General features: G+C 71.0%; 16 protein-coding genes. 3 read left to right on the forward strand and 13 right to left on the reverse strand.

Translation table 11 applies throughout. The features are described 5' to 3' along the window. Positions 1–139: 139 nt before the first annotated feature. From serA to ACFUO4_RS35825, 6 genes are all read right to left on the reverse strand, one after another. Positions 140–1,729: a phosphoglycerate dehydrogenase gene (serA, locus tag ACFUO4_RS35800; protein WP_079310754.1), complete on the reverse strand. Its 1,590-nt coding sequence runs from the start codon at positions 1,727–1,729 to the stop codon at positions 140–142. A 255-nt stretch (positions 1,730–1,984) separates the two neighbouring features. Then, positions 1,985–2,983, reverse strand: coding sequence for a ketol-acid reductoisomerase (gene ilvC, locus ACFUO4_RS35805; RefSeq protein WP_079310755.1), 999 nt, complete (start codon positions 2,981–2,983; stop codon positions 1,985–1,987). Positions 2,984–3,100: 117 nt separating this feature from the next. Continuing rightward, on the reverse strand, positions 3,101–3,625 hold the full coding sequence (gene ilvN, locus ACFUO4_RS35810) for an acetolactate synthase small subunit (protein WP_059198117.1): 525 nt from the start codon (positions 3,623–3,625) through the stop codon (positions 3,101–3,103). A 21-nt stretch (positions 3,626–3,646) separates the two neighbouring features. Then, the gene (locus ACFUO4_RS35815) at positions 3,647–5,494 is read right to left on the reverse strand and encodes an acetolactate synthase large subunit (RefSeq protein WP_383492731.1); all 1,848 of its coding nucleotides are present in this window, start codon (positions 5,492–5,494) and stop codon (positions 3,647–3,649) included. Positions 5,495–5,723: 229 nt separating this feature from the next. Next, a complete protein-coding gene (locus ACFUO4_RS35820) occupies positions 5,724–8,741 on the reverse strand; it encodes a putative bifunctional diguanylate cyclase/phosphodiesterase (protein WP_383492733.1) in 3,018 nt (1,005 codons plus the stop codon). A gap of 417 nt (positions 8,742–9,158) precedes the next feature. After that, positions 9,159–10,121, reverse strand: coding sequence for a 2-hydroxyacid dehydrogenase (locus ACFUO4_RS35825; protein ID WP_383492736.1), 963 nt, complete (start codon positions 10,119–10,121; stop codon positions 9,159–9,161). 77 nt (positions 10,122–10,198) lie between these two features. On the opposite strand from ACFUO4_RS35825, the gene ACFUO4_RS35830 reads away from it, so the two are divergent. Further along, positions 10,199–11,197, forward strand: a complete 999-nt coding sequence (locus ACFUO4_RS35830; protein WP_383492897.1) for an aldo/keto reductase — start codon at positions 10,199–10,201, stop codon at positions 11,195–11,197. A 543-nt stretch (positions 11,198–11,740) separates the two neighbouring features. After that, positions 11,741–12,898: a PQQ-dependent sugar dehydrogenase gene (locus ACFUO4_RS35835; RefSeq protein WP_383492901.1), complete on the forward strand. Its 1,158-nt coding sequence runs from the start codon at positions 11,741–11,743 to the stop codon at positions 12,896–12,898. 129 nt (positions 12,899–13,027) lie between these two features. Here the strand turns inward: ACFUO4_RS35835 and ACFUO4_RS35840 are convergent, their stop codons facing one another. The 7 genes from ACFUO4_RS35840 to ACFUO4_RS35870 form a co-directional block, all read right to left on the reverse strand. After that, positions 13,028–13,234 carry a DUF6191 domain-containing protein gene (locus tag ACFUO4_RS35840; RefSeq protein WP_383492739.1) on the reverse strand — a complete coding sequence of 69 codons (207 nt, stop codon included), beginning with the start codon at positions 13,232–13,234 and terminating at the stop codon, positions 13,028–13,030. Between the two features lie 38 nt (positions 13,235–13,272). Continuing rightward, on the reverse strand, positions 13,273–16,317 hold the full coding sequence (locus ACFUO4_RS35845; RefSeq protein ID WP_383492904.1) for an AAA family ATPase: 3,045 nt from the start codon (positions 16,315–16,317) through the stop codon (positions 13,273–13,275). A 191-nt stretch (positions 16,318–16,508) separates the two neighbouring features. Further along, positions 16,509–16,694: a hypothetical protein gene (locus ACFUO4_RS35850; protein ID WP_079310759.1), complete on the reverse strand. Its 186-nt coding sequence runs from the start codon at positions 16,692–16,694 to the stop codon at positions 16,509–16,511. 196 nt (positions 16,695–16,890) lie between these two features. After that, positions 16,891–17,478, reverse strand: coding sequence for a hypothetical protein (locus ACFUO4_RS35855; RefSeq protein WP_383492742.1), 588 nt, complete (start codon positions 17,476–17,478; stop codon positions 16,891–16,893). A gap of 35 nt (positions 17,479–17,513) precedes the next feature. Continuing rightward, positions 17,514–18,086: a GNAT family N-acetyltransferase gene (locus ACFUO4_RS35860; protein ID WP_079310760.1), complete on the reverse strand. Its 573-nt coding sequence runs from the start codon at positions 18,084–18,086 to the stop codon at positions 17,514–17,516. Continuing rightward, positions 18,064–20,298, reverse strand: a complete 2,235-nt coding sequence (locus ACFUO4_RS35865) for an MMPL family transporter (RefSeq protein ID WP_383492745.1) — start codon at positions 20,296–20,298, stop codon at positions 18,064–18,066. The genes ACFUO4_RS35860 and ACFUO4_RS35865 overlap by 23 nt, the downstream gene beginning before the upstream one ends. 192 nt (positions 20,299–20,490) lie before the next feature. Further along, complete coding sequence (locus ACFUO4_RS35870) at positions 20,491–20,793, reverse strand: hypothetical protein (protein WP_079310761.1); 303 nt, start codon at positions 20,791–20,793, stop codon at positions 20,491–20,493. A 138-nt stretch (positions 20,794–20,931) separates the two neighbouring features. Here ACFUO4_RS35870 and ACFUO4_RS35875 point away from each other — a divergent pair, with 138 nt between their 5' ends. Beyond that, positions 20,932–21,741, forward strand: a complete 810-nt coding sequence (locus ACFUO4_RS35875) for an SAM-dependent methyltransferase (protein ID WP_383492748.1) — start codon at positions 20,932–20,934, stop codon at positions 21,739–21,741. Positions 21,742–21,765 lie beyond the last annotated feature (24 nt).

Here is a 21,765-nt window from a genome sequence, read left to right on the forward strand (position 1 = left end):
GGGCGCGGTGCCGGCGGGGGGGGGGGCGCCGGCGGCCGCGGGCGCCGGCTGGGCGGATTAGGTGTGCGGGAGCACCAAACGAAAAGGCGGGGCGCGCTGAGGACCGGTCCTCAGCGCGCCCCGCCTTGTGCTTTGTACGTCAGACGAGGTTCACCGCGCGCGCGGACGTGGCGCCGATCTCCTCGGCCACCTCGGTGAGAACGCCCGCCGGCACCGTGTCGTCGACCGTCAGGACGGCCAGCGCCTCGCCGCCGGCCGCCGAGCGGGCGACCTGCATGCCGGCGATGTTGATACCCGCCTCGCCGAAGATCCGGCCCACGGTGCCGACGACACCCGGACGGTCCTCGTACCGGAGCACGACCATGTGGTCGGCGAGGGCGAGGTCCACGTCGTAGTCACCGACCGCGACGATCTTCTGCAGGTGCTTCGGACCGGCCAGCGTGCCGGAGACCGACACCTCCTCGCCGCTGCCGAGCGTGCCGCGCACGGTCACCACGTTGCGGTGGTCGGACGACTCGGAGCTGGTCGTCAGCCGCACCTCGACGCCGCGCTCCTGGGCGAACAGCGGGGCGTTGACATAGGAGACCGTCTCGTCGACGACGTCCTCGAAGACACCCTTGAGGGCGGAGAGCTCCAGCACCTTCACGTCGTGCTGGGTGATCTCGCCGTACACCTCGACGTCCAGCCGTACGGCCACCTCGCCGGCGAGGGCGGTGAAGATCCGGCCCAGACGCTCGGCGAGCGGGAGGCCCGGCTTGACGTCCTCGGCGATGACGCCGCCCTGGACGTTGACCGCGTCCGGCACGAGCTCACCGGCGAGGGCGAGACGGACGGAGCGGGCGACGGCGATGCCGGCCTTCTCCTGGGCCTCGTCGGTGGAGGCACCGAGGTGCGGGGTGCAGACGACCTGGTCGAGCTCGAAGAGCGGGGAGTCCGTGCAGGGCTCCTTCGCGTACACGTCGAGACCGGCGCCGGCGACGCGGCCTTCCTTGAGGGCGGAGAACAGCGCGGCCTCGTCGACGATGCCACCACGCGCGGCGTTGACGATCCGGACGCTCGGCTTGACCTTGTGCAGGGCCTCGTCGCCGATGAGACCGAGGGTCTCGGGGGTCTTGGGGAGGTGGACGGTGATGAAGTCGGAGACCTCGAGCAGCTCGTCCAGCGACAGCACCTTGACGCCCATCTGCGCGGCGCGCGCGGGCTGCACGTAGGGGTCGTAGGCGACGACCTTCATGCCGAAGGCGGACATGCGCTGGGCGACGAGCGCACCGATGCGGCCCAGACCCACGACACCGAGGGTCTTCTCGGCGAGCTCGACGCCCGTGTACTTGCTGCGCTTCCACTCGCCGTTCTTCAGGGCGGTGTTGGCCTGCGGGATGTGGCGGGCCGTGGCGAGCAGCAGACCGCAGGCCAGCTCGGCGGCGGTCACGATGTTGGAGGTCGGGGCGTTGACGACCATCACGCCGGCCTTGGTGGCGGCGGAGACGTCCACGTTGTCCAGGCCGACGCCGGCTCGCGCGACGACCTTCAGCTTGTTGGCGGCGGCGATCGCCTCGGCGTCCACCTTGGTGGCGGAGCGGATCAGGATCGCGTCGACGTCGGCGATGGCGGGCAGCAGCTCGGCGCGGTCCGCGCCGTTGCACTGCCGGATCTCGAAGTCGGGGCCAAGCGCGTCGACGGTCGCGGGCGACAGCTCTTCAGCGATGAGTACGACAGGTTTCGAGCTCACGTGAGTCCTCACAAGTCCATTGCATGCGGACGGCCGTCCCGACGGCCGCAGGCGGTGGAGGGATGTCGCGACCCAAAGGGTCGCTTGAGCCGCGTGGAAGACGCACGACGCTGTGGGCCTGACGCGTATGTGTGCAGCAGTGTAGTGGCGTGGGCGATGGGCTTTTACGCCGCTGCGGAAGGATCACCCGTCCGTGGTCGGACAGGTTGGACAACGGGGCCGGAGCATGCCGCTCCGGCCCCGTCGGTCGAGGACTTACGCCTCCTCGTCCACCCAGCTCATCAGCTTGCGCAGCTGCTTGCCGGTGGTCTCCAGGAGGTGCTCGGAGTCCGCGGTCTTGTACTCGTTGTACTTCTTCAGACCGCCGTGGTACTCGGCCATCCACTCACGCGCGAAGGTGCCGTCCTGGATCTCGGCGAGGACCTTCTTCATCTCGGCCTTGGTGGCGTCGGTGATGATCCGCGGGCCGGTGACGTAGTCGCCCCACTCGGCGGTCTCGGAGACGGACCAGCGCATCTTCTCCAGGCCACCCTCGTACATGAGGTCGACGATCAGCTTCAGCTCGTGCAGGCACTCGAAGTAGGCGATCTCCGGCTGGTAGCCCGCCTCGACGAGGGTCTCGAAGCCGGCCTTCACCAGGGCGGCGGTACCACCGCAGAGAACGGCCTGCTCACCGAACAGGTCGGTCTCGGTCTCCTCGGTGAAGGTCGTCTTGATGACGCCCGCGCGGGTGCCACCGATGCCCTTGGCGTACGACAGCGCCAGCGCGAAGCCGTTGCCGGTGGCGTCCTGCTCGACGGCCACGATGCAGGGAACGCCGCGACCCTCCTCGTACTGACGGCGCACGAGGTGACCCGGGCCCTTGGGGGCGACCATGCACACGTCGACGCCCGCCGGGGGCTTGATGAAGTCGAAGCGGATGTTCAGGCCGTGGCCGAAGAACAGCGCGTCGCCGTCCTTCAGGTTCGGGGCGATGGACTCCTCGTAGACCTGGGCCTGGATCGGGTCCGGGACCAGGATCATGATGACGTCGGCCTCGGCGGCGGCCTCCGACGGGGTCACCACGCGCAGGCCCTGCTCCTCGGCCTTGGCCTTGGACTTGGAGCCCTCGTGCAGACCGACACGGACGTCGACGCCCGAGTCACGGAGCGACAGCGCGTGGGCGTGGCCCTGGCTGCCGTAACCGATGACCGCGACCTTGCGGCCCTGGATGATGGACAGGTCGGCGTCGGCGTCGTAGAACAGCTCGGCCACTTTGGGTTCTCTCCTTGAGTGCTGGTGTTGCGTCCCACCGTATGACGGCGGGATGAAGTGAAGTCTCGGGGTCTCGCTATACGGGCGGCCGACAGTCGCGGCCGCCCGCACACAGCGTCAGGCGGATCGGTCGAGCGCGCGCAGCGACCGGTCGGTGATCGAGCGCGCGCCGCGGCCGATCGCGATGGTGCCGGACTGGACGAGCTCCTTGATGCCGAAGGGCTCCAGCATCTTGAGCATGGCCTCCAGCTTGTCGCTGGAGCCGGTGGCCTCGATGGTGACGGCCTCCGGGGAGACGTCGACGGTCTTGGCGCGGAACAGCTGGACGATCTCGACGATCTGCGAACGCGTCTCGTTGTCGGCGCGCACCTTCACCAGAACGAGTTCACGCTGAACGGCGCTCGACGGCTCCAGCTCGACGATCTTGAGGACCTCGACGAGCTTGTTGAGCTGCTTGGTGACCTGCTCCAGCGGCAACGCCTCGACGCTCACCACGATGGTGATGCGGGAGATGTCGGCGTGCTCGGTGACCCCGACGGCGAGGGAGTCGATGTTGAAGCCGCGGCGGGAGAACAGGGCCGCGATGCGGGCCAGGATGCCGGGCTTGTTCTCCACCAGGACGGAGAGCGTGTGCTTGGACATGATCTTTTACGTCTCTCTCGCTCAGTCGTCTTCGCTGTCGCCGAAGTCGGGGCGGACGTCCCGGGCGGCCATGATCTCGTCGTTGGAGGTGCCGGCGGCGACCATCGGCCACACCATGGCGTCCTCGTGGACGATGAAGTCGATGACGACCGGGCGGTCGTTGATGGAGTTGGCCTCTTCGATGACCTTGTCGAGGTCGGCCGGGTCCTCGCAGCGGATCGCGTAGCAGCCCATGGCCTCCGACAGCTTCACGAAGTCGGGGACGCGGGTGCCGCGGGCGTCCGGGTTGACGTCCTCGGGGCCGCTGTGGAGCACGGTGTTGGAGTACCGCTGGTTGTAGAAGAGGGTCTGCCACTGGCGGACCATCCCGAGGGCGCCGTTGTTGATGACGGCGACCTTGATCGGGATGTTGTTCAGGGCGCAGGTGGTGAGTTCCTGGTTGGTCATCTGGAAGCAGCCGTCGCCGTCGATCGCCCAGACCGTCCGGTCCGGGGCGCCGGCCTTGGCGCCCATCGCGGCCGGGACCGCGTAGCCCATGGTTCCGGCGCCGCCGGAGTTCAGCCAGGTCGCGGGCTTCTCGTACTGGATGTAGTGCGCGGCCCACATCTGGTGCTGGCCGACGCCCGCCGCGAAGATCGTGCCCTCCGGGGCGAGCCGGCCGATGCGCTCGATGACCTGCTGCGGCGACAGCTGCCCGTTCTCGGGGTGCTCGTAGCCCAGCGGGTAGGTCTCGCGCCAGCGGTTGAGGTCCTTCCACCAGGCGCTGTAGTCGCCCTGGTGGCCCTCGCTGTGCTCCTTCTGGACCGCCTGGACGAGGTCGGCGATGACCTCGCGGGCGTCACCGACGATCGGCACGTCCGCGGCGCGGTTCTTGCCGATCTCCGCGGGGTCGATGTCGGCGTGGACGATCTTGGCGTACGGGGCGAAGCTGTCCAGCTTGCCGGTGACGCGGTCGTCGAAGCGGGCTCCGAGGGCGACGATCAGGTCGGCCTTCTGCAGCGCGGTGACGGCGGTGACCGCACCGTGCATGCCCGGCATTCCCACGTGCAGCGGGTGGCTGTCGGGGAATGCGCCGAGCGCCATCAGGGTGGTGGTGACGGGCGCTCCGGTGAGCTCGGCGAGAACCTTGAGCTCGGCGGTGGCCTGTGCCTTGATGACACCGCCACCGACGTAGAGGACGGGCCGCTTGGCGGCCGTGATGAGCTTGGCGGCCTCCCGGATCTGCTTGGCGTGCGGCTTGGTCACCGGGCGGTAGCCCGGGAGGTCCATGACCGGCGGCCAGGAGAACGTGGTCTGCGCCTGGAGGGCGTCCTTGGCGATGTCGACCAGGACCGGGCCCGGACGGCCGGTGGAGGCGATGTGGAACGCCTGCGCGATGGTCCGCGGGATGTCCTCGGCCTTGGTGACCAGGAAGTTGTGCTTGGTGATCGGCATCGTGATGCCGACGATGTCCGCCTCCTGGAAGGCGTCCGTGCCGATCGACTTGGAGGCCACCTGCCCGGTGATCGCCACGAGCGGCACCGAGTCCATGTGGGCGTCCGCGATCGGGGTGACCAGGTTGGTCGCACCCGGGCCCGAGGTCGCCATGCAGACGCCGACCTTGCCGGTGGCCTGCGCGTAACCCGTGGCCGCGTGGCCGGCGCCCTGCTCGTGGCGGACCAGGACGTGCCGCACGCGGGTGGAGTCCATCAGCGGGTCGTACGCCGGAAGGATCGCACCGCCGGGGATACCGAATACCGTCTCGGCGCCGACCTCCTCGAGAGAGCGGATGAGGGACTTCGCACCCGTGACGTGCTCGGGTGCGGACTGCTGTCCTCCGGATCGGGGCCGCGGCTGCGGATGGTGGGCCCCGGTGGCCTGCTCGGTCATCGTCAGTCTCTTCTCGATGCTGAGGGTTTTTGCGAGGTTCGTACGGTTTGAGCGGCTCTACGCTCGGTGTCTGTGCAACAAAAAACCCCTCGTGCCGTAAGGCAAGCGAGGGGAGCGCGCCGGGAGTGGTCGCTGAGCGGTCGAGGGCTCAGCTTCAGCCGACGCGCTTTCCAAGTACGAGAATTCGGGTGCGCATGGCACTGACCCTCCCCCCGGCGCACACCACGTGTCAAGTGGGTGGGACGGGAGTCTCATTATGTGAGCGAAGGGCACTTCCGCCTCCGAGGACAGCGGTACCGCCCCCGAGGACGGCCGTCACACCACTGGTGACCCCACTTGTGTACACCCCCGCGCCGCCGCCCGCGAACGCCGGCTCCGCCGGTCCGTGCGGCACCGGAAAGTGGCCGGAAGTGAGCGCCCGCCGCAGCCGGTACTCGTCCAGCGGGCCGGAGAACGCCATCCCCTGGCCGTGGGTGCAGCCCATCGCCCGCAGGGCCACGACCTGCTCCGGCAGGTCCACCCCGTCGGCCACGGACTGCAGTCCCAGGTCACCGGCGATCCTGAGCAGCCCGCTGGTGATCTTGTGCAGCCGCGCGGACTCCACGACCCCGTCGACCAGGCTGCGGTCGAGCTTGAGCACGTCCACGGGGAGTCTGCGCAGGGCCGTGATGGCCGCGTAGCCGCTGCCGAACCCGTCGAGCGCGATCCGGACACCGAGCCTGCGCAGCGCCGCCAGCCGGCGCTCCAGCTCCTCCAGGGAGACCCGGGGGTCGGTCTCGGACAGCTCGATCATCAGCGATCCGGACGGCAGGCCGTGCCGGGTCAGCAGCGCCTCGATCGAGCCGGGCGGCAGCGAGCGGTCCAGGAGCCGGCGGGCGCTCATCCGGACCGTCACCGGCACGGACACCCCGGTCCCGGTCCGCTCGGCGGCCTGGGCCACGGCCTCCTCGAGCATCCAGCGGCCCAGCTCGGCGGTCTTGTCGCTGTCCTCGGCCACCCTCAGGAACTCGGCGGGCGTGAACAGGACGCCCTGCGAGGAACGCCAGCGCGCGTGCGCGGCGACCGAGGTGATCCGGCCGTCCTCCAGACACACCACCGGCTGGTGCAGCAGCGCGAACTCGCCGTCGTGCAGCGCGGCCCGCAGCCGGGTGGCCAGTTCCGCCTTGCGTACGACGTCCTGCTGCATCTGGGGCGCGTACAGCTCGACGCGGCCCTTTCCGGCCGACTTGGCGCGGTACATCGCGAGGTCCGCGTTGCGCAGGATCTCGCCCGCGCCCAGGCCCGGCTCGGAGAAGGCGACACCGATGGAGGCGGCGACCCGGACATCGTTGCCGTCGATGAGGTAGGGCTGGGAGAGCGTGATCCTGAGGCGGTCGGCGAGCTCCAGGATGTGGCGTTCCCTGGCGGACCGGTCACGGGTGCCGTCGCCGACGATCAGGGCCGCGAACTCGTCGCCGCCCAGCCGGGAGGCGGTGTCGCCGTACCGGACCGCGTCCTGGAGTCTGCGGGCGGCCTGGACGAGCAGTTCGTCCCCGGCCTGGTGCCCGATCGTGTCGTTGACGGCCTTGAAGCCGTCGAGGTCGATGAAGAGGACGGCGGTGCCCCGGTCGGAGGAGCGCCGGCCGGAGAGCGCCTGCTGGACGCGCTTGGTGAACAGGGCGCGGTTGGGCAGGTCGGTCAGCGGGTCGTGCTCGGCGTTGTGCTGGAGCTGCGCCTGGAGGCGCACTCTTTCGGTCACGTCCCGGCTGTTGAAGATGAGGCCGCCGTGGTGGCGGTTGACGGTGGACTCGACGTTGAGCCAGCCTCCGTCGCCCGACTTGAAGCGGCACTCGATGCGGGTGGTGGGCTCCTCCAGCGGGCTGGCGGCGAGGAACCGGCGCACCTCGTGCACCACGCAGCCCAGGTCCTCCGGGTGGATGAGATTGGCCAGTTCCGTCCCCACCAGTTCCTCGGCGGGGCGTCCGTAGACCCCGGCCGCGGCCGGGGAGACGTACCGGAGGATGCCGTTGGGCGCGGCGATCATGATGACGTCGCTGGAGCCCTGCACCAGGGAGCGGAAGTGGCTCTCCTTCTGGGCCAGTTCCTGGGTGAGGGTGATGTTGTCGAGCAGCATGATGCCCTGGCGCACCACGAGGGCGAGGACGACGGTACCGCAGGTGAGCAGGACGACGCGGTCGACGCTGCGGCCGTTGAGCACGTTGTAGAGGATGCCCAGGGTGCAGACGGCGGCGGCGAGGTAGGGCGTGAGGGCGGCCAGGGAGCCGGCGATGGGCCGGGCGGCCGGGTACCGGCTGTGATCACCTCCCGGTGCCGGTGCGGGCGGGTGGTGGTGGATGGCGCCACGCCGCCTCGGCAGGTGTTCGTGGACCACGCGCGTGTGCGGCTCGTCGTCCACGTGCCCGTGCCGGGGCGTGGCCCAGGGGGCGTAGGCGAGGAGCAGCGAGCCGGCGAACCAGCCCGCGTCCAGCAGCTGGCCCGAGCGGTAGTCGTTGTGCAGCAGCGGTGAGGTGAACAGGGCGTCGCACATGACGGTCAGGGCGAGCGCGCCGATCGCGGTGTTGACCGCGGAGCGGTTCATCGCCGAGCGCCGGAAGTGCAGCGCGAGCACCATGCTGACCAGGGCGATGTCGAGCAGCGGGTACGCCAGCGAGAGCGCGGTGTGCGCGACGCTCGGCCCCTCGGACTTCGCCGCCTGGGCGAGCGCGAGGCTCCACGACAGCGTGAGCAGCGAGCCGCCGATCAGCCACGCGTCGAGCGCGAGACAGACCCAACCGGCCTTCGTCACCGGCCGTTTGGCGAGGACCAGCAGGCCCACGATGGCGGGCGGCGCGAAGCACAGGAAGAAGCCGTCGGCATAGCTCGGGCTCGGCACGGGCCGCTCCAGGACGACCTCGTACCACCCCCAGACGAGGTTGCCGAGGGAGGCCATGGCCGAGGAGAGCGCGAACAGCAGCCAGGCCGGTCGAAAGCGGATGCGGCGTCGACGGGCGTAGAGGAAACAGGACACGGCGGCCATGCCCGCCGCGGCGCTCAGCCCGAAGTCGCCCATGATCAGGGCGAGTTCGTCCGAACCCCAGCCGATCGCGGAACCGACGGCGTATCCCGCGCAGACCAGGGCCAGGACGAGTTGGTGGACCAGGCTCGCCCCACCGCCGGCGGACGGCGGGCGGGACAGCAGCACCCCTGGCGAAGGCCGGTCCCGCAGCGCTCCGTTGAGGGTGGTCGTGGGGGGCGGCGGCGAGCTCACCGGACCCTCCAGGTCCGCTGTGCCCCGGGGTCCCGTGGTTCCCGGGTCGCTGGGTGCGCATGCCTCTTGCGGCTGCTGTGCCTGCGGTGGTGATGGCTGTGCCGGCAGTTGTGGCTGCCGTGGTGACCGCGTCTGCGCGCGGCCGTGTGCCAGGGTCGCCGCCGGCTGCTCCGCCGCGTCGGATCGTTCGTCCATAGGCCGTGCATCGCCCGTCGCCCCCCTCACAGTCTGAAATGTCCATCCCCGGCGCCGAACGGTGCGCGGCGCAGCCCCTGTCGGGACGATACACCAGTCTCGTCACTCAGGGACATAGTTCCTCTACGCTCCGTGACGACCAGCGACGTTGTGAGCACGGTCTGCGTCCGGAAGGTTGCGGAGGGTACCGGAAGCGGATTACGCGCTTGTTGCCCGGAGCGCTCAGGCCGTTGTGGGACCCGTCGTAAGGATCACGTTGCGCAGGGGCTCCTGGTTCACGAAACGCCCCAACTGATCCACCAGCAACCGTTTTGCGCGCGGCAGAAAGGCGGACGAGGGACCGCCGACGTGCGGGCTGATGAGCACGCCGGGCGCCTGCCAGAGCGGGTGTCCCTTGGGCAGGGGCTCGGGGTCGACCACGTCCAGGGCGGCGGTGATGCGACCCGTCTCCAGCTCGGCGAGGAGCGCCTCGGTGTCGACGACGCCTCCGCGCGCGACGTTCACGAGGAGCGCCCCGTCCTTCATCCGGGCCAGGAACCCGGCGTTCACCAGGCCGCGGGTGGAGTCGTTCAGCGGTGTGGAGAGGATGACGACGTCCGCCTCCGGCAGCAGGGCGGGCAGGTCGGTGAGCGGGTGCACCGGTCCGCGCTCCGTGGTGCGCGCGGAGCGCGCGACGCGCGCCACCCGCGCGACCTCGAACGGCACGAGCCGGTCCTCGATCGCGGCGCCGATGGAGCCGTACCCGACGATGAGCACGTTCTTGTCGGCGAGCGCGGGATGGAAGTCGCCCTGCCAGTGCTCCTGTTGCTGGGCCCGTACGAAGCCGGGGATGCCGCGCAGGGAGGCGAGGGTGAGGGTGAGGGCGAGCTCGGCGGTGCTGGCCTCGTGCACCCCGCGCGCGTTGCACAGCCGTACGCCGGGGGCGAGGTCGGACAGCTGTGCCATGACGTCGTCGACGCCTGCGGTGAGCGTCTGGACGAGCTGGAGGTTCCGCATCTCCTTCAGCGGGCGGACCTTGACGTCCTGCCGCTTCATGTACGGCACGACGTAGACGACGCAGTCGGCCGGGTCCCCCGGGAAATCCTGCTCCCCCGCCTCACCCCCGTCCCAGAACAGGTAGTCGGGGCCCTCGGGAAGCCCTGCGATCTCCTCGGGCGGGATGGGAAGCCACACGTCAGCGCTCATGGTCACGAGGCTATGTCAGGTACGTGAGGACGCAGAGGTTAGGTTGTGGGGTGCCGGAAGAGGAGGGTCACGACCAGGTGGAGCGCAGGACGATCGGCGCGGGGGCACTCGCGGTGGGGGCCGTCGGACTCGGCTGTATGCCGATGAGCTGGGCGTACAGCGGGTCACGGCAGCGGGGCGAGGAGTCCCTGCGGGCCGTGCACACAGCGCTCGACGCGGGCATGACGCTCCTGGACACGGCCGACATGTACGGCCCGTTCACCAATGAGCTGCTGGTGGGGCGGGTGTTGAAGGAGCGGCGCGCGGACGCGTTCGTGTCGACCAAGGTCGGCCTGCTGGTGGGCGAGCAGCACATCGTGGCCAACGGCCGCCCCGGGTACGTGAAACGGGCGTGCGACGCCTCGCTGCGCCGCCTCCAGACCGACGTCATCGACCTGTACCAACTGCATCGCGCGGACCCCGAGGTCCCGGTCGAGGAGACCTGGGGTGCGATGGCGGAGCTGGTGCGGGCCGGGAAGGTGCGGGCGCTGGGCTTCTGCGCGATGGGCGCACGCGGCGGCCGCCGCTCCGGGGCCGGCCTCCACGACGCGACGATCAGGCAGCTCCAGCGGGTGCAGCAGGTCTTCCCGGTGAGCGCGGTGGAGGCGGAGCTGTCGGTATGGTCGCCGGAGGCGCTGGAGTCCCTGCTGCCGTGGTGCGCGGCCCGGGGCATCGGCTTCCTGGCGGCGATGCCGCTCGGCAACGGCTTCCTGACCGGCACGCTGACGCCTGGTGAGGGCTTCGAGCCGGACGACCTGCGCGCCCGGCACCCCCGCTTCACCGCCGAGATGATGGCCGCCAACCAGCCGATCATCGCGGGCCTGCGCCGCACGGCGACCCGCCACGGCGAGCACGTCACGCCGGCCCAGGTGGCCCTGGCATGGGCCCTGGCCCAGGGCCCCCACGTGATCCCGATCCCGGGCACGAAACAGCAGCGATGGGCACAGGAGAACGCCGCGGCGGCGGACCTACGCCTGTCCGACCAGGACCTGACGGAACTGAGGGGGCTGCCGGGGGCGCAGGGGTCGTGGGACTGAGATGCGGGGCATGGGCGGACGGGGGACGCGGACTGAGATCCGGGGCACGGGCGGACGGGGGACGCGGACTGAGATCCGGGGCACGGGCGGACGGGGGACGCGGGCTGAGATCCGGGGCACGGAGGCGGCGGGCTCGGGGCTGAGATTTCCCCGCGTAGGCGCGGGGCTCGGGGGTGGGACGCATGGCGCGGGGGTGAGGGGGCCGATCAGAGATCCCCGGGGCGAGGCGGAGGGGCCCTCGACTGAGCCCCCGGCCCACGGAAGAGGGAACCGAGGCTCAGACCCCCGGCACAGGGATGAGCGGGCCGAGGCTCAGATCCCCGGCGTGAGGCTAAGGGGCGCAGGGTTGAGATCCCCGCCCCGGAGGCGACCGCTCCGAACTGAGACCCCCGGCCCGGCGCAAGGGGCACCGGGCCGGGGTTCTGGGGTTGTGGACGGGCTTCGTGCATCGGGTCGTGGAGATCGGGAACCCGTGAGGCGCGAGCGGTGTATGAAAAGGAGAACCCGCCGCGTCGAAGGGACCAGATCGTGCAACGTCGAGTTGTGACGGCCGTGTTGGCCGCGACCACACTCCTGCTGACGGCCGGCTGCTCCTCGGACGACGGCGGCGAAGGCCCCGCTGGCGACGGTAGGACGCCTGGTGGTGCGGCGTCGGCGTCCGCGTCCTCCTCCCCCGGCCGACAGGCCGCCGAGGAGACACCGCCCGCGAAGGGCTCGGTGAAGGTGCTGCGCACCGTCACCACCGGCCTGGACACCCCCTGGGGCCTGGCCCCGCTGCCCGACGGCGACCTCCTGGTCTCCTCCCGGGACAAGGGGACCATCACCCGGGTCGACGCCGAGACCGGGAAGAAGACGGAGCTCGGCGAGGTCCCCGGGGTGTCCCCGGCGGGCGAGGGCGGTCTCCTGGGCCTGGCCCTCTCCCCCGACTACGCCTCGGACCACATGGTGTACGCGTACTTCACCTCGGCCTCCGACAACCGCATCGTCCGCATGCTGTACGAGGAGGAGAAGCCGTCCGGCGAGCAGCTCGGCGCACCGGACACGGTGTTCAAGGGCATCCCGAAGGGCTTCATCCACAACGGCGGCCGGATCGCCTTCGGCCCCGACAAGATGCTCTACGCGGGCACCGGCGAGAGCGGCAACACCGGTCTGTCCCAGGACAAGAAGTCCCTCGGCGGCAAGATCCTGCGCCTCACCCCGGAGGGCGAGCCCGCTCCGGGCAACCCGTTCCCCGACTCCCCGGTGTACTCGTACGGCCACCGCAATGTGCAGGGCCTCGCCTGGGACACCGAACAGCGGCTCTTCGCCTCGGAGTTCGGCCAGGACACATGGGACGAACTGAACGCGATCAAGCCCGGCGACAACTACGGCTGGCCCGAGGCCGAGGGCAAGTCGGACAACTCAGGCTTCCACAACCCCATAGCCCAGTGGGCCACGGACGACGCCTCCCCCAGCGGCATCGCCTACGCAGAGGGCTCGATATGGATGGCCGGCCTCAAGGGCCAGCGCCTGTGGCGCATCCCGTTGAAGGGCACGGAGGCCTCCGCCGACCCGCAGTCCTTCCTGAAGGGCGAGTACGGCCGGCTGCGCACGGTGGTGTCGGCGGGCGGCGACAAGCTGTGGCTCGTCACCAGCAACACGGACGGCCGGGGCGACCCGAAGAAGGGGGACGACCGGATCCTGGAACTACAGGTGAGCTGAGCCAGAAGCTGCCGGTGAGCCGAGTCCGGAACTGCCGGTGAGCCGAGTTCCGAACTGCCGGTGAGCTGAGTCCCGAACTGCCGGTGAGCCGAGTCCCAAGCTGCCGGTGGCCTGAGCCGGCCGGCGTCCTCAGTCGCCCTCCGGTGCCTCCTCCGACGCCTCGGTCTCCCCCTCCGCCTCCGTTCGGCGTATGAGGACCTTCCCGGACGAGAGGTCTATCGGTCCGTGTCCCGGGTCTCCGTCGCCGACATCGACCCGGGTCAGTTCCAGTCGGTTCTGTTCGTCCCGGGTGTGCTTTCGACCGGGTTGGAACAGCTCCTCGAAGGGGTTGAACACGGGACCTCCCTAGGCCGGCGTCACTTACAGCGTAAACGTCACCCCGCCGTCCGACTCGAGAGCCGCTCGGCGGGAAACAGCCCCAGCCGATGGGCCACCGCGGCCGCCTCCCCGCGCCCGGAGACACCGAGCTTGGCCAGGATGTTCGACACATGGACGCTGGCCGTCTTCGGGGAGATGAAGAGTTCCTCGGCTATCTGCCGGTTGGTGCGGCCGGCGGAGACCAGGCGCAGGACGTCGCGTTCCCGGCCGGTGAGGCCGAGGGCCTCGGCCTGGTCGGCGGGGACCGGGGCCTGCTTCGGGGCGTGGGACAGGCCCAGGCGGGCGCGCTGGGCGAGCCGGGCCACGGCGTCGGCCAGGGGGCGAGCGCCGAGGTGCTCGGCGACGGCGTGGGCGAGGCGGAGGAGTTCCGTGGCGCGGTCGCGCTCGTCCTCACCACCGACGGAGAGAAGGGACTCGGCGAGGCGGTGGCGGACGCGGGCGAGGTCGTAGGGGCGGTCCAGGTTTTCGAAGGCGGCGGTGACCGCGGCCCAGTCGTCGGGGTCGCTGTGGCCCTCGGCGCGCCGGAGTTCGGCGCGGACCCAGTGCTCGTAGGCATGCCAGACGGGCACATTGGTGGCCAGGGTCTTGGCGGCCTTGCGGATGTCCTGGAGGACCTCGGCGCGGCCGGTCTCGGTGGCGGGCAGACCGAGCGCGTCGGCCTCCGCGACGGCGGCGGTCAGGAGCAGCGGCCAGGCGTAGCGCTGGGTGTCCGGCGGGAAGCCCTCGTCCAGGGCGCGGCGCAGGGTGGTCCGGGCGTCCAGCAGGCGGCCTTCCGCCGCGGTGACGCCGATGGCGATGCGGGCGAGGGGGAGTTCGTGCTGGGGTGCCCGGTCGTGGGTGCCGAAGTGGCTCCGGGCCGCGGCGAGTTGGTCGGCGCACTCGGCCAGGTCGCCGCGGGCGAGGGCGAGTTCGGCGCGCAGGGTGGCGTGGAAGCCGCGGGGTATCGCGCTCTGGCCGACGCGTTCCGACTTGCCGGCGGCCGTGGCGGCCTCGTCCCAGCGGCCGAGGCTGAAGAGGGACTCGGCGAGGTTGCCCCAGACCCAGGCCTCGCTGTCGAGGAGGCCGAACTTCCGGGTGTGGGCGACGCCTTCCTCCAGGATGGGCACGGCTTCGGCGGAGCGGCCGACGGCTTCCAGGGCGTCGGGCAGGTTGACGTAGACGCGGGCGGCGATGGCGGTCATGCCGTTCTCGGTGGTCCGGCGCCGGACCTCGTACATCTCCTTGAGGCCTGCTTCGAGGTCGCCGGAGTGGACGATGAGGCTGCCGAGGGTGAGCCGGGCGCTCATCTCGATCTCGCGGGCGCCGACCATGCGCGCGTACTCCACGGCCCGTTCGGCGGCCGAGAAGGCCTCGGGGCCGGGGACGTGGACCATGGACCAGTTGGCGACCTGGGCGAGGACGTCGGCGTGCACTTCCGACGGCGGCAGGCCGCGGACCAGCTCCTGGGCGGTGGCCAGCTCCTGCCAGCCGTTGCCGCGCGCGAGCGCCTGCACCAGCCGGGAGCGCATCACCCAGAACCAGGCGGCGCGCACCGGGTCGCCCTCCTCCTCCAGCAGATGCAGGGCTCGTTTGGTGATCTTCAGGGCGCGTTCCCGCTCCCCGGCGAGCCGGCCGGCGACGGCGGCCTCGGCCATCAGGTCGAGATAGCGCAGCGGGGTGGTGGCGGGGTCGCAGCCGCAGGGAGGGAAGGCCTCGGTGTAGTCGACGGGGCGCAGGGCGGCCCGGACGTCCTCGGGGGCGGTGTCCCACAGCTCCATCGCGCGTTCCAGGAGCCGGAGTTGTTCGGAGAAGGCATGCCGGCGGCGGGCGATGACGGAGGCGTCCAGGACGGCGGGCAGGGCCTTGGCGGCGTCATGGGCGTGGTACCAGTAGCTGGCGAGGCGCATGACCCGGGCGTCGGGCGCGACGAGGGTCGGGTCGGCCTCCAGGGCCTCGGCGTAGCGACGGTTGAGGCGGGAGCGCTCGCCGGGCAGCAGGTCGTCGCTGACGGCCTCGCGGACCAGGGAGTGCCGGAAGCGGTAGCCGTCGCCGTCCGGGGCGGCGCTGAGGATGCTGGCGTTGACGGCGGCGCGCAGGGCCTCGATGAGGTCGTCCTCGGCGAGCCGGGCGACGGCGGCGATCAGCCGGTACTCGACGGTGGAGCCGCCTTCGGCGACGATCCGGGCGACCCGCTGGGCGCTCTCGGGGAGCCCTTCGACCCGTACGAGGAGCAGGTCGCGCAGGGAGTCGGTGAGGCCGGTGCAGCAGCCCTCGTGGGAGGCGACGGCGAGTTCCTCGACGAAGAAGGCGTTGCCGTCGGAGCGTTCGAAGATCTCGTCGACCTGGGCCGGGTCGGGTTCGGCGGCGAGGATGCCGGCGATCTGGCGGCCGACCTCGGTGCGGTTGAAGCGGCCGAGTTCGAGGCGGCGGACGGTGCGGAGCCGGTCGAGTTCGGCGAGCAGGGGGCGCAGCGGGTGGCGGCGGTGGATGTCGTCGGCGCGGTAGGTGGCGACGACGACGAGGCGGCCGGTGCGCAGGGTGCGGAACAGATAGGCGAGGAGGTGCCGGGTGGAGGCGTCGGCCCAGTGGAGGTCCTCCAGTGCGACGACGACCGTGCGGTCGGCGGCGACGCGTTCCAGGAGGCGGGCGGTGAGTTCGAAGAGGCGGGCCATGCTCTGCTCGTCATGGCGTCCGGCGGGGGCCTCGCCCAGTTCGGGCAGGAGCCGGGCCAGTTCCTCCTCCTGGCCGGCCGCCGCGGCGGCGAGTTCGTCGGGCAGTGCGCGGCGCAGGGCGCGCAGGGCGGTGGAGAAGGGGGCGAAGGGCAGTCCGTCGGCGCCGATCTCGACGCAGCCGCCGAGCGCGACGACCGCGCCCCGGCCGCAGGCGGTGGTGGCGAACTCCTCGACGAGGCGCGTCTTGCCGACTCCGGCCTCACCGCCGATCAGCAGTGCCTGGGGCTCTCCGGCGGCGGCGCGGGCGAGCGCGTCGTTGAGGGTGTCGAGCTCGTCTGCGCGGCCGACGAACACGGGACTGACGGACCTGGTCTCCACGGGCCCGAGCATCGCACGCGGGTCCGACAGCGCGGCACCGGTTTTCACCGAGGGCGCGATCTTGATGTCCCCCGCGAGGGCGTTAACGCCCTCCGACGCCGCCCCGGCATACGGGACGGCGTCGGTGGTGGGTGGTGCGACGGTTGCGGGGAGGACGGCCGCCTGTGCTGTCGGCGTCCGGCCGTCCTCCCTCCCCCCGGCGCTCATGCGGTGCGCAGGAACCGGTGCCGACGCGAGCGGCCGGTATGCACCTCGCTCTCGGCCTCGCGGCCGGCTGCCTCGCGGCGGGCGGCGCGACGGCCCTGGACGGCCTCGCGGACGAGACGGTCGTGCTGGGCCTGGCGGATCAGGTCGTCGGAACGGAGCTGGGAGAGCTCGTACTCGTACATGGTGTGTCCCTTGTGAGATTCGGTTTCGTGCTTCGCTTTCTGCGATGCCTCTACCTTCGTCTCCAAGGCGGGTGCGCCACATCGGGAGAGTTCCGCATCTTCGGCGGCCGCCGGGACCTTAGACGTGCGTGAGGGGCCTCAGAGACTGCCTAAGGTGCTTACGGCAGTTCTAAGACCCCTCGGGACCTGCGACGACTCAGCTCGTGGACGGCAGTCCGAGCAGGATGTCGGTGTACTTGAGGACGGCCAGGAGCAGGCCGATGACGCCGAGCGCGACGCCCGCCCAGGAGACGGACTTGATCCAGGCGGCCTGCGGCTTGCCGGGCACTCCGAAGGCGGGCCGGGCCAGCACGAGGACACCGAGGAGCAGCGCGGCCAGCGCGAACAGGCCGCCCCACAGCGCGGTGGCGTGCCAGGCGTCGCCGTAGACCTCCTTGACCTGCTTGGCGACGCTCGCGGTGGACGAGGTCTCCAGCTGGCCGACGAGGGTCTCGCGGGCGGAGGCGATGGTGGCGATCCAGCCGCCGGTGAGCGAGACGAGTCCGAGGGCGGCCGAGACTACGGCGGCGGCACCCTGGCCGACGCCGGTCGGGCCCTCCGGCTCGGTGTCGGCGAGACCCTCGGGCCCGTCGACGTCGTCGGTGGCGTCGGTCGCGGCCTCGGCACCGGCCTCGGTCTCGCTCCCGGTCGTCTCGTCGGCCTTGCTGACGTCCACCTTCTCGTCGTCGGTCTTCGCCTCGGGGCCGGTCTCGACCCCGGTCTCGTCAACAGTCTTGGTTCCCATGCCTCGCACCGTACGGACGCAGTCTGAGAGGTTTCTTAATGATCGTTGTGAGCGGCACGCGCGCGTGCCTCGCGCCACTCGGGCGCAAGGACCGACCAGACCTCCAGATCGTGCCGCACACCGTGGTGGAGGTGGCTCTCGCGCCGCACCCCGTCCCGGGTCAGCCCCAGCCGCCGGGCCACGTTCAGGCTGGCGGTGTTGCCGGCGGCGGCGACCCATTCGACGCGGTGGATGCCGCGTTCCTCGATCACGTGGTCGATGAGCAGCCGCATCGCCCGGGTGATCAGCCCGCGCCCGGTGGCGGCGGGCTCCAGCCAGCAGCCGACCTCGGCGTTGCCCTGAGCGGCGTCGAAGTTGAGCGTGAGGACGCCGCCGACGAGCTTTCCGTCCAGCCAGATGCCGTGGTAGCCGCCGGTGTCGTCGGCGCGCATCTGCGCGTAGCGCTGGAGGGTCGCCCGCGCGGAGTCGACGTCGACGGCCTGGGAGCCGAAGGCGATGAACTGCCCGATGAACTCCCGGCCGCGCTCCAGGTTCGCCAGGAACTCCTCCGCGTGCCAGGGCTCCAGCGGCCGCAGTTCCGCCCCGTCACCCAGCGATATCGCGTACATCCTCGTCCCGCTCCTTCTCGATGTCCCCCACAACGGCGTCCACCCTTTCATGCGCGGCGCGGCACTCGGGCGGTTCGATGCTGATGCGGGGCATCCTGCGGTCCAGCCAGCGCGGCAGCCACCAGTTGGCGCCGCCGAGCAGATGCATCAGGGCGGGGACGAGGAGGGTACGCAGGACGAAGGCGTCCAGGGCGACCGCGGCGGCCAGCGCGATGCCGAACATGGCGATGACCCGGTCGCCGCTGAGGACGAAGGCGAGGAAGACCGAGATCATGATGACCGCGGCGGAGTTGATCACCCGGCTGGTCTCGGCGAGCCCGACCCGGACGGCCCGCCGGTTGTCACCGGTCTCCAGCCACTCCTCGTACATCCGGCTGACCAGGAACACCTGGTAGTCCATGGAGAGCCCGAACAGCACGGACACCATGATCACGGGGAGGAAGGGTTCGATCGGGCCGGCCCGGCCCAGGCCGAGGAACTCGCTCCCCCAGCCCCACTGGAAGATCGCGACGACCACACCGAACGCGGCGGCCACGGCGGCGACGTTCATCGCGGCGGCCTTGAGCGGAATCCCGACGGACCGGAAGGCGAGCAGGAGCAGCAGACAACCGAGCCCGATGACGACCCCGACGAACAGCGGCAGCTTGCCGACGATGACATCGGCGAAGTCGTCGTACGACGCCGTCACCCCGCCGACCTGGATGTCGAGCGACGTGCCGGTCTCGGCGCGGGGCAGCACCTCGGTGCGCAGCCGGTCCACGAGGTCGCTGGTCTGCTGGGACTGCGGAGCCGAGGTCGGGACGATCGTGAAGTATCCGGTGTCGCCGCCCGCGTTGTAGGTGACCGGGGTCACGGAGGCGACGCCCTCGGTGGTGCGGATGGTGGCGTCGAGGTTGTCGAGGAGCAGCTTGTCCTCGGCGCCGTCGACGTGGGTGACCAGGGTCAGCGGGCCGTTGACGCCGGGGCCGAAGCTGTCGGCGAGGAGGTCGTAGGCCTGCCGTGTGGTCGACGAGGCGGGGTTGTTGCCCTGGTCGGAGGTGCCGAGCCGGAGTCCCAGGGTGGGCAGGGCCAGGACGGTGATGACCACGAGGGCGATCGCGCCGAGCAGCTTGGGGTGCCGTTCGACGAACGCCGACCAGCGGGCGGCGAGCCCGGTGGGCAGCTCGGGCTGGGGGCCGTGCTCGGTCAGGTGCCGCCGTTCGCGCCGGCTCAGCGCGCGCATGCCGATGAGGGACAGCAGGGCGGGCAGCAGGGTGACGGAGGCGGCGACGGTCAGGACCACGGTCAGCGAGGCGGCGATCGCGACGCCGTTGAGGAAGCTCAGCCGGAGGATCAGCATCCCGAGCAGGGCGATGCAAACGGTGGCACCCGCGAAGACGACGGCCCGTCCGGTGGTGGCGACGGCGTTCTGGATGGACTCGGTGACGTCCAGCCCGCGTTTCAGACCGCGCCGGTGCCGGGTGACGATGAACAGGGCGTAGTCGATGCCGACGCCGAGCCCGATCAGCATGCCGAGCATGGGCGCGAAGTCGGCGACGGTCATGGCGTGCCCGAGCAGCACGATCCCGGCGTAGGCGGTGCCGACGCTGACCAGGGCGGTCGCGATGGGCAGCAGCGAGGCGGCGAGCGAGCCGAACGCCAGGAACAGCACGAGCGCGGCGACGACCACGCCGACGATCTCGGCGACATGCCCGCCCGAGGACTCGGTGAGCGCGATGGCGCTGCCGCCCAGCTCCACCTGAAGCGCGTCGGACCCGGCCCCCTCGGCCGTCTTCACGACGGCCTCGACCTGGGCCTTGTCGAGGTTCTCGGTCCGCTCCCCGAAGGTGACGGTGGCGTACGCCGTACGGCCGTCGGAGCTGATCTGCGCGCTGCCCTGGGTGTCGTACGGGCCGACGACGGACGCCACCCCGGGCAGGTCGGCGATCTTGTCGAGGGTCTGGGTCATGGTCTGCTCGACGGCGGCGGCCCGCACGCCGCCGGTGCCGGACGTGGTGTGCCAGACGACGGTGTCGCTGTCCCCGCCGAGCCGCGGGAACCCCTCCTGGAGCAGCTGGGTGGCGCGGCCCGACTCGGTGCCCGGGACCTCGTAGTCGTTCGAGTACGCGGAACCGGTGAGCGCGGCGGCCGTACTGACCCCGCCGAGGGCGAGGAGCCACAGGAGGACGACGACGAGACGGCGTCGGACACACCAGCGCGCGAGGGCTGCCACGTTGCTGCTCCCAGGGGTGAATTGTGGATCTTTGACCGGGAACAGTCGTTCAGATGGTGAACAGCCCGCAAAGAACGCATGAGCAATGCAAGGACCACTCTTGCAGGCAGAAATGATCGTTTATGCCATTCGTGGGTTTATTCACAGGAGTGGGAGGCAGATCACAGGACAGTAACGACCGCTCTGTCACCCTCAGTCGAACTGGTCGCCCCACGCCATCACCATCACGCCGGCGACCAGCAGCCACAGCGCCCGCCGGGTGCGCCCCCGGGAGCCCAGGACCGCCGCGAGCGCGCACACGACGGCACCGAACGCGTAGGCGGCCGGCACCAGCGCGGGCGCGGCCCCGGTCAGCCGCAGGGCCGACGCCGCGAGGCCCGCGAGGGCCAGCAGCGCCCCGCTCCCGGACGCCGTCCAGCGGGCCCGCCGGGCGTCAAGGATCTGGTCGTCGTACTCCTCCTGTATGTCGGAGTCGGAATCCGGGTGCGCGTTCATGGCGGGCGAGCGTAGCGTGTCCGGCTGAGAATCCCCGGGCTGTCCGCCCCTGGCCGAAGCAGGTGCATTGTTTGAGCGTCCGACCGAGCTCCGACGTACCCCTTTCCGCATTTTTGGACTCAAGGAGCCCGTTCACCGATGCCAGACATCACCCCGACGACGAGGCCCTCGGATGAGGACCTCGCACGGCTGCTGACCCACCCGCGCTACCCGCGCAGCAACGGCTACGACGTCCGCTGGGTCATCGAGAACCAGATGGGCCCGAACGCGCTGTGGCTGCTGGAGTGGCTCGCGCCCGCGCTCGGCCTGGACACCCTGCGCCCCTGCGCCCGCGTCCTCGACCTCGGCTGCGGCCGGGCGATGACGTCGGTGTTCCTGGCCAGGGAGTACCACGCCCAGGTCACCGCGGCCGACCTGTGGGTCAAGCCGGACGAGAACGCGGCACGCATCGCCGAGGCCGGTTTCGCCGACCGGGTGCTGCCCGTGCACACCGAGGCGCACGCCCTGCCGTTCGCCGAGGGCAGCTTCGACGCGATCGTGAGCATCGACGCGTACCAGTACTTCGGCACGAACGACCTGTATCTGCCCACCCTGACCCGGCTGTTGAAGCCGGGCGGGCGGATCGGGATCGTCGTACCGGCACTGCGCGAGGAGATCGACGGCGCGGAGCCGCCGGAGCACCTCGCGCAGTGGTGGGAGCCGGACTTCTGGTGCTTCCACACCGCCGACTGGTGGCGCCGCCACTGGACCCGCAGCGGAGCCGTCGAGGTCGAGACGGCCGACTGGCTGGACGACGGCTGGCAGGACTGGCTGCTGTGGGTCGACGTGGTCGCCGAGGAGAGCCCCCAGGAGTTCCACCGCACGATGGCCCGCTGGGTGCGCGACATGGTGCGCGCCGACGCGGGCCGGACGTTCGGGTTCGTACGACTCGTGGGGCGCCGTAAGTAGCAGTACGCGGGACGCCGTGAGCAG

The organism is Streptomyces sp. NPDC057280 (assembly GCF_042668605.1).
Taxonomy (GTDB): Bacteria; Actinomycetota; Actinomycetes; order Streptomycetales; family Streptomycetaceae; genus Streptomyces.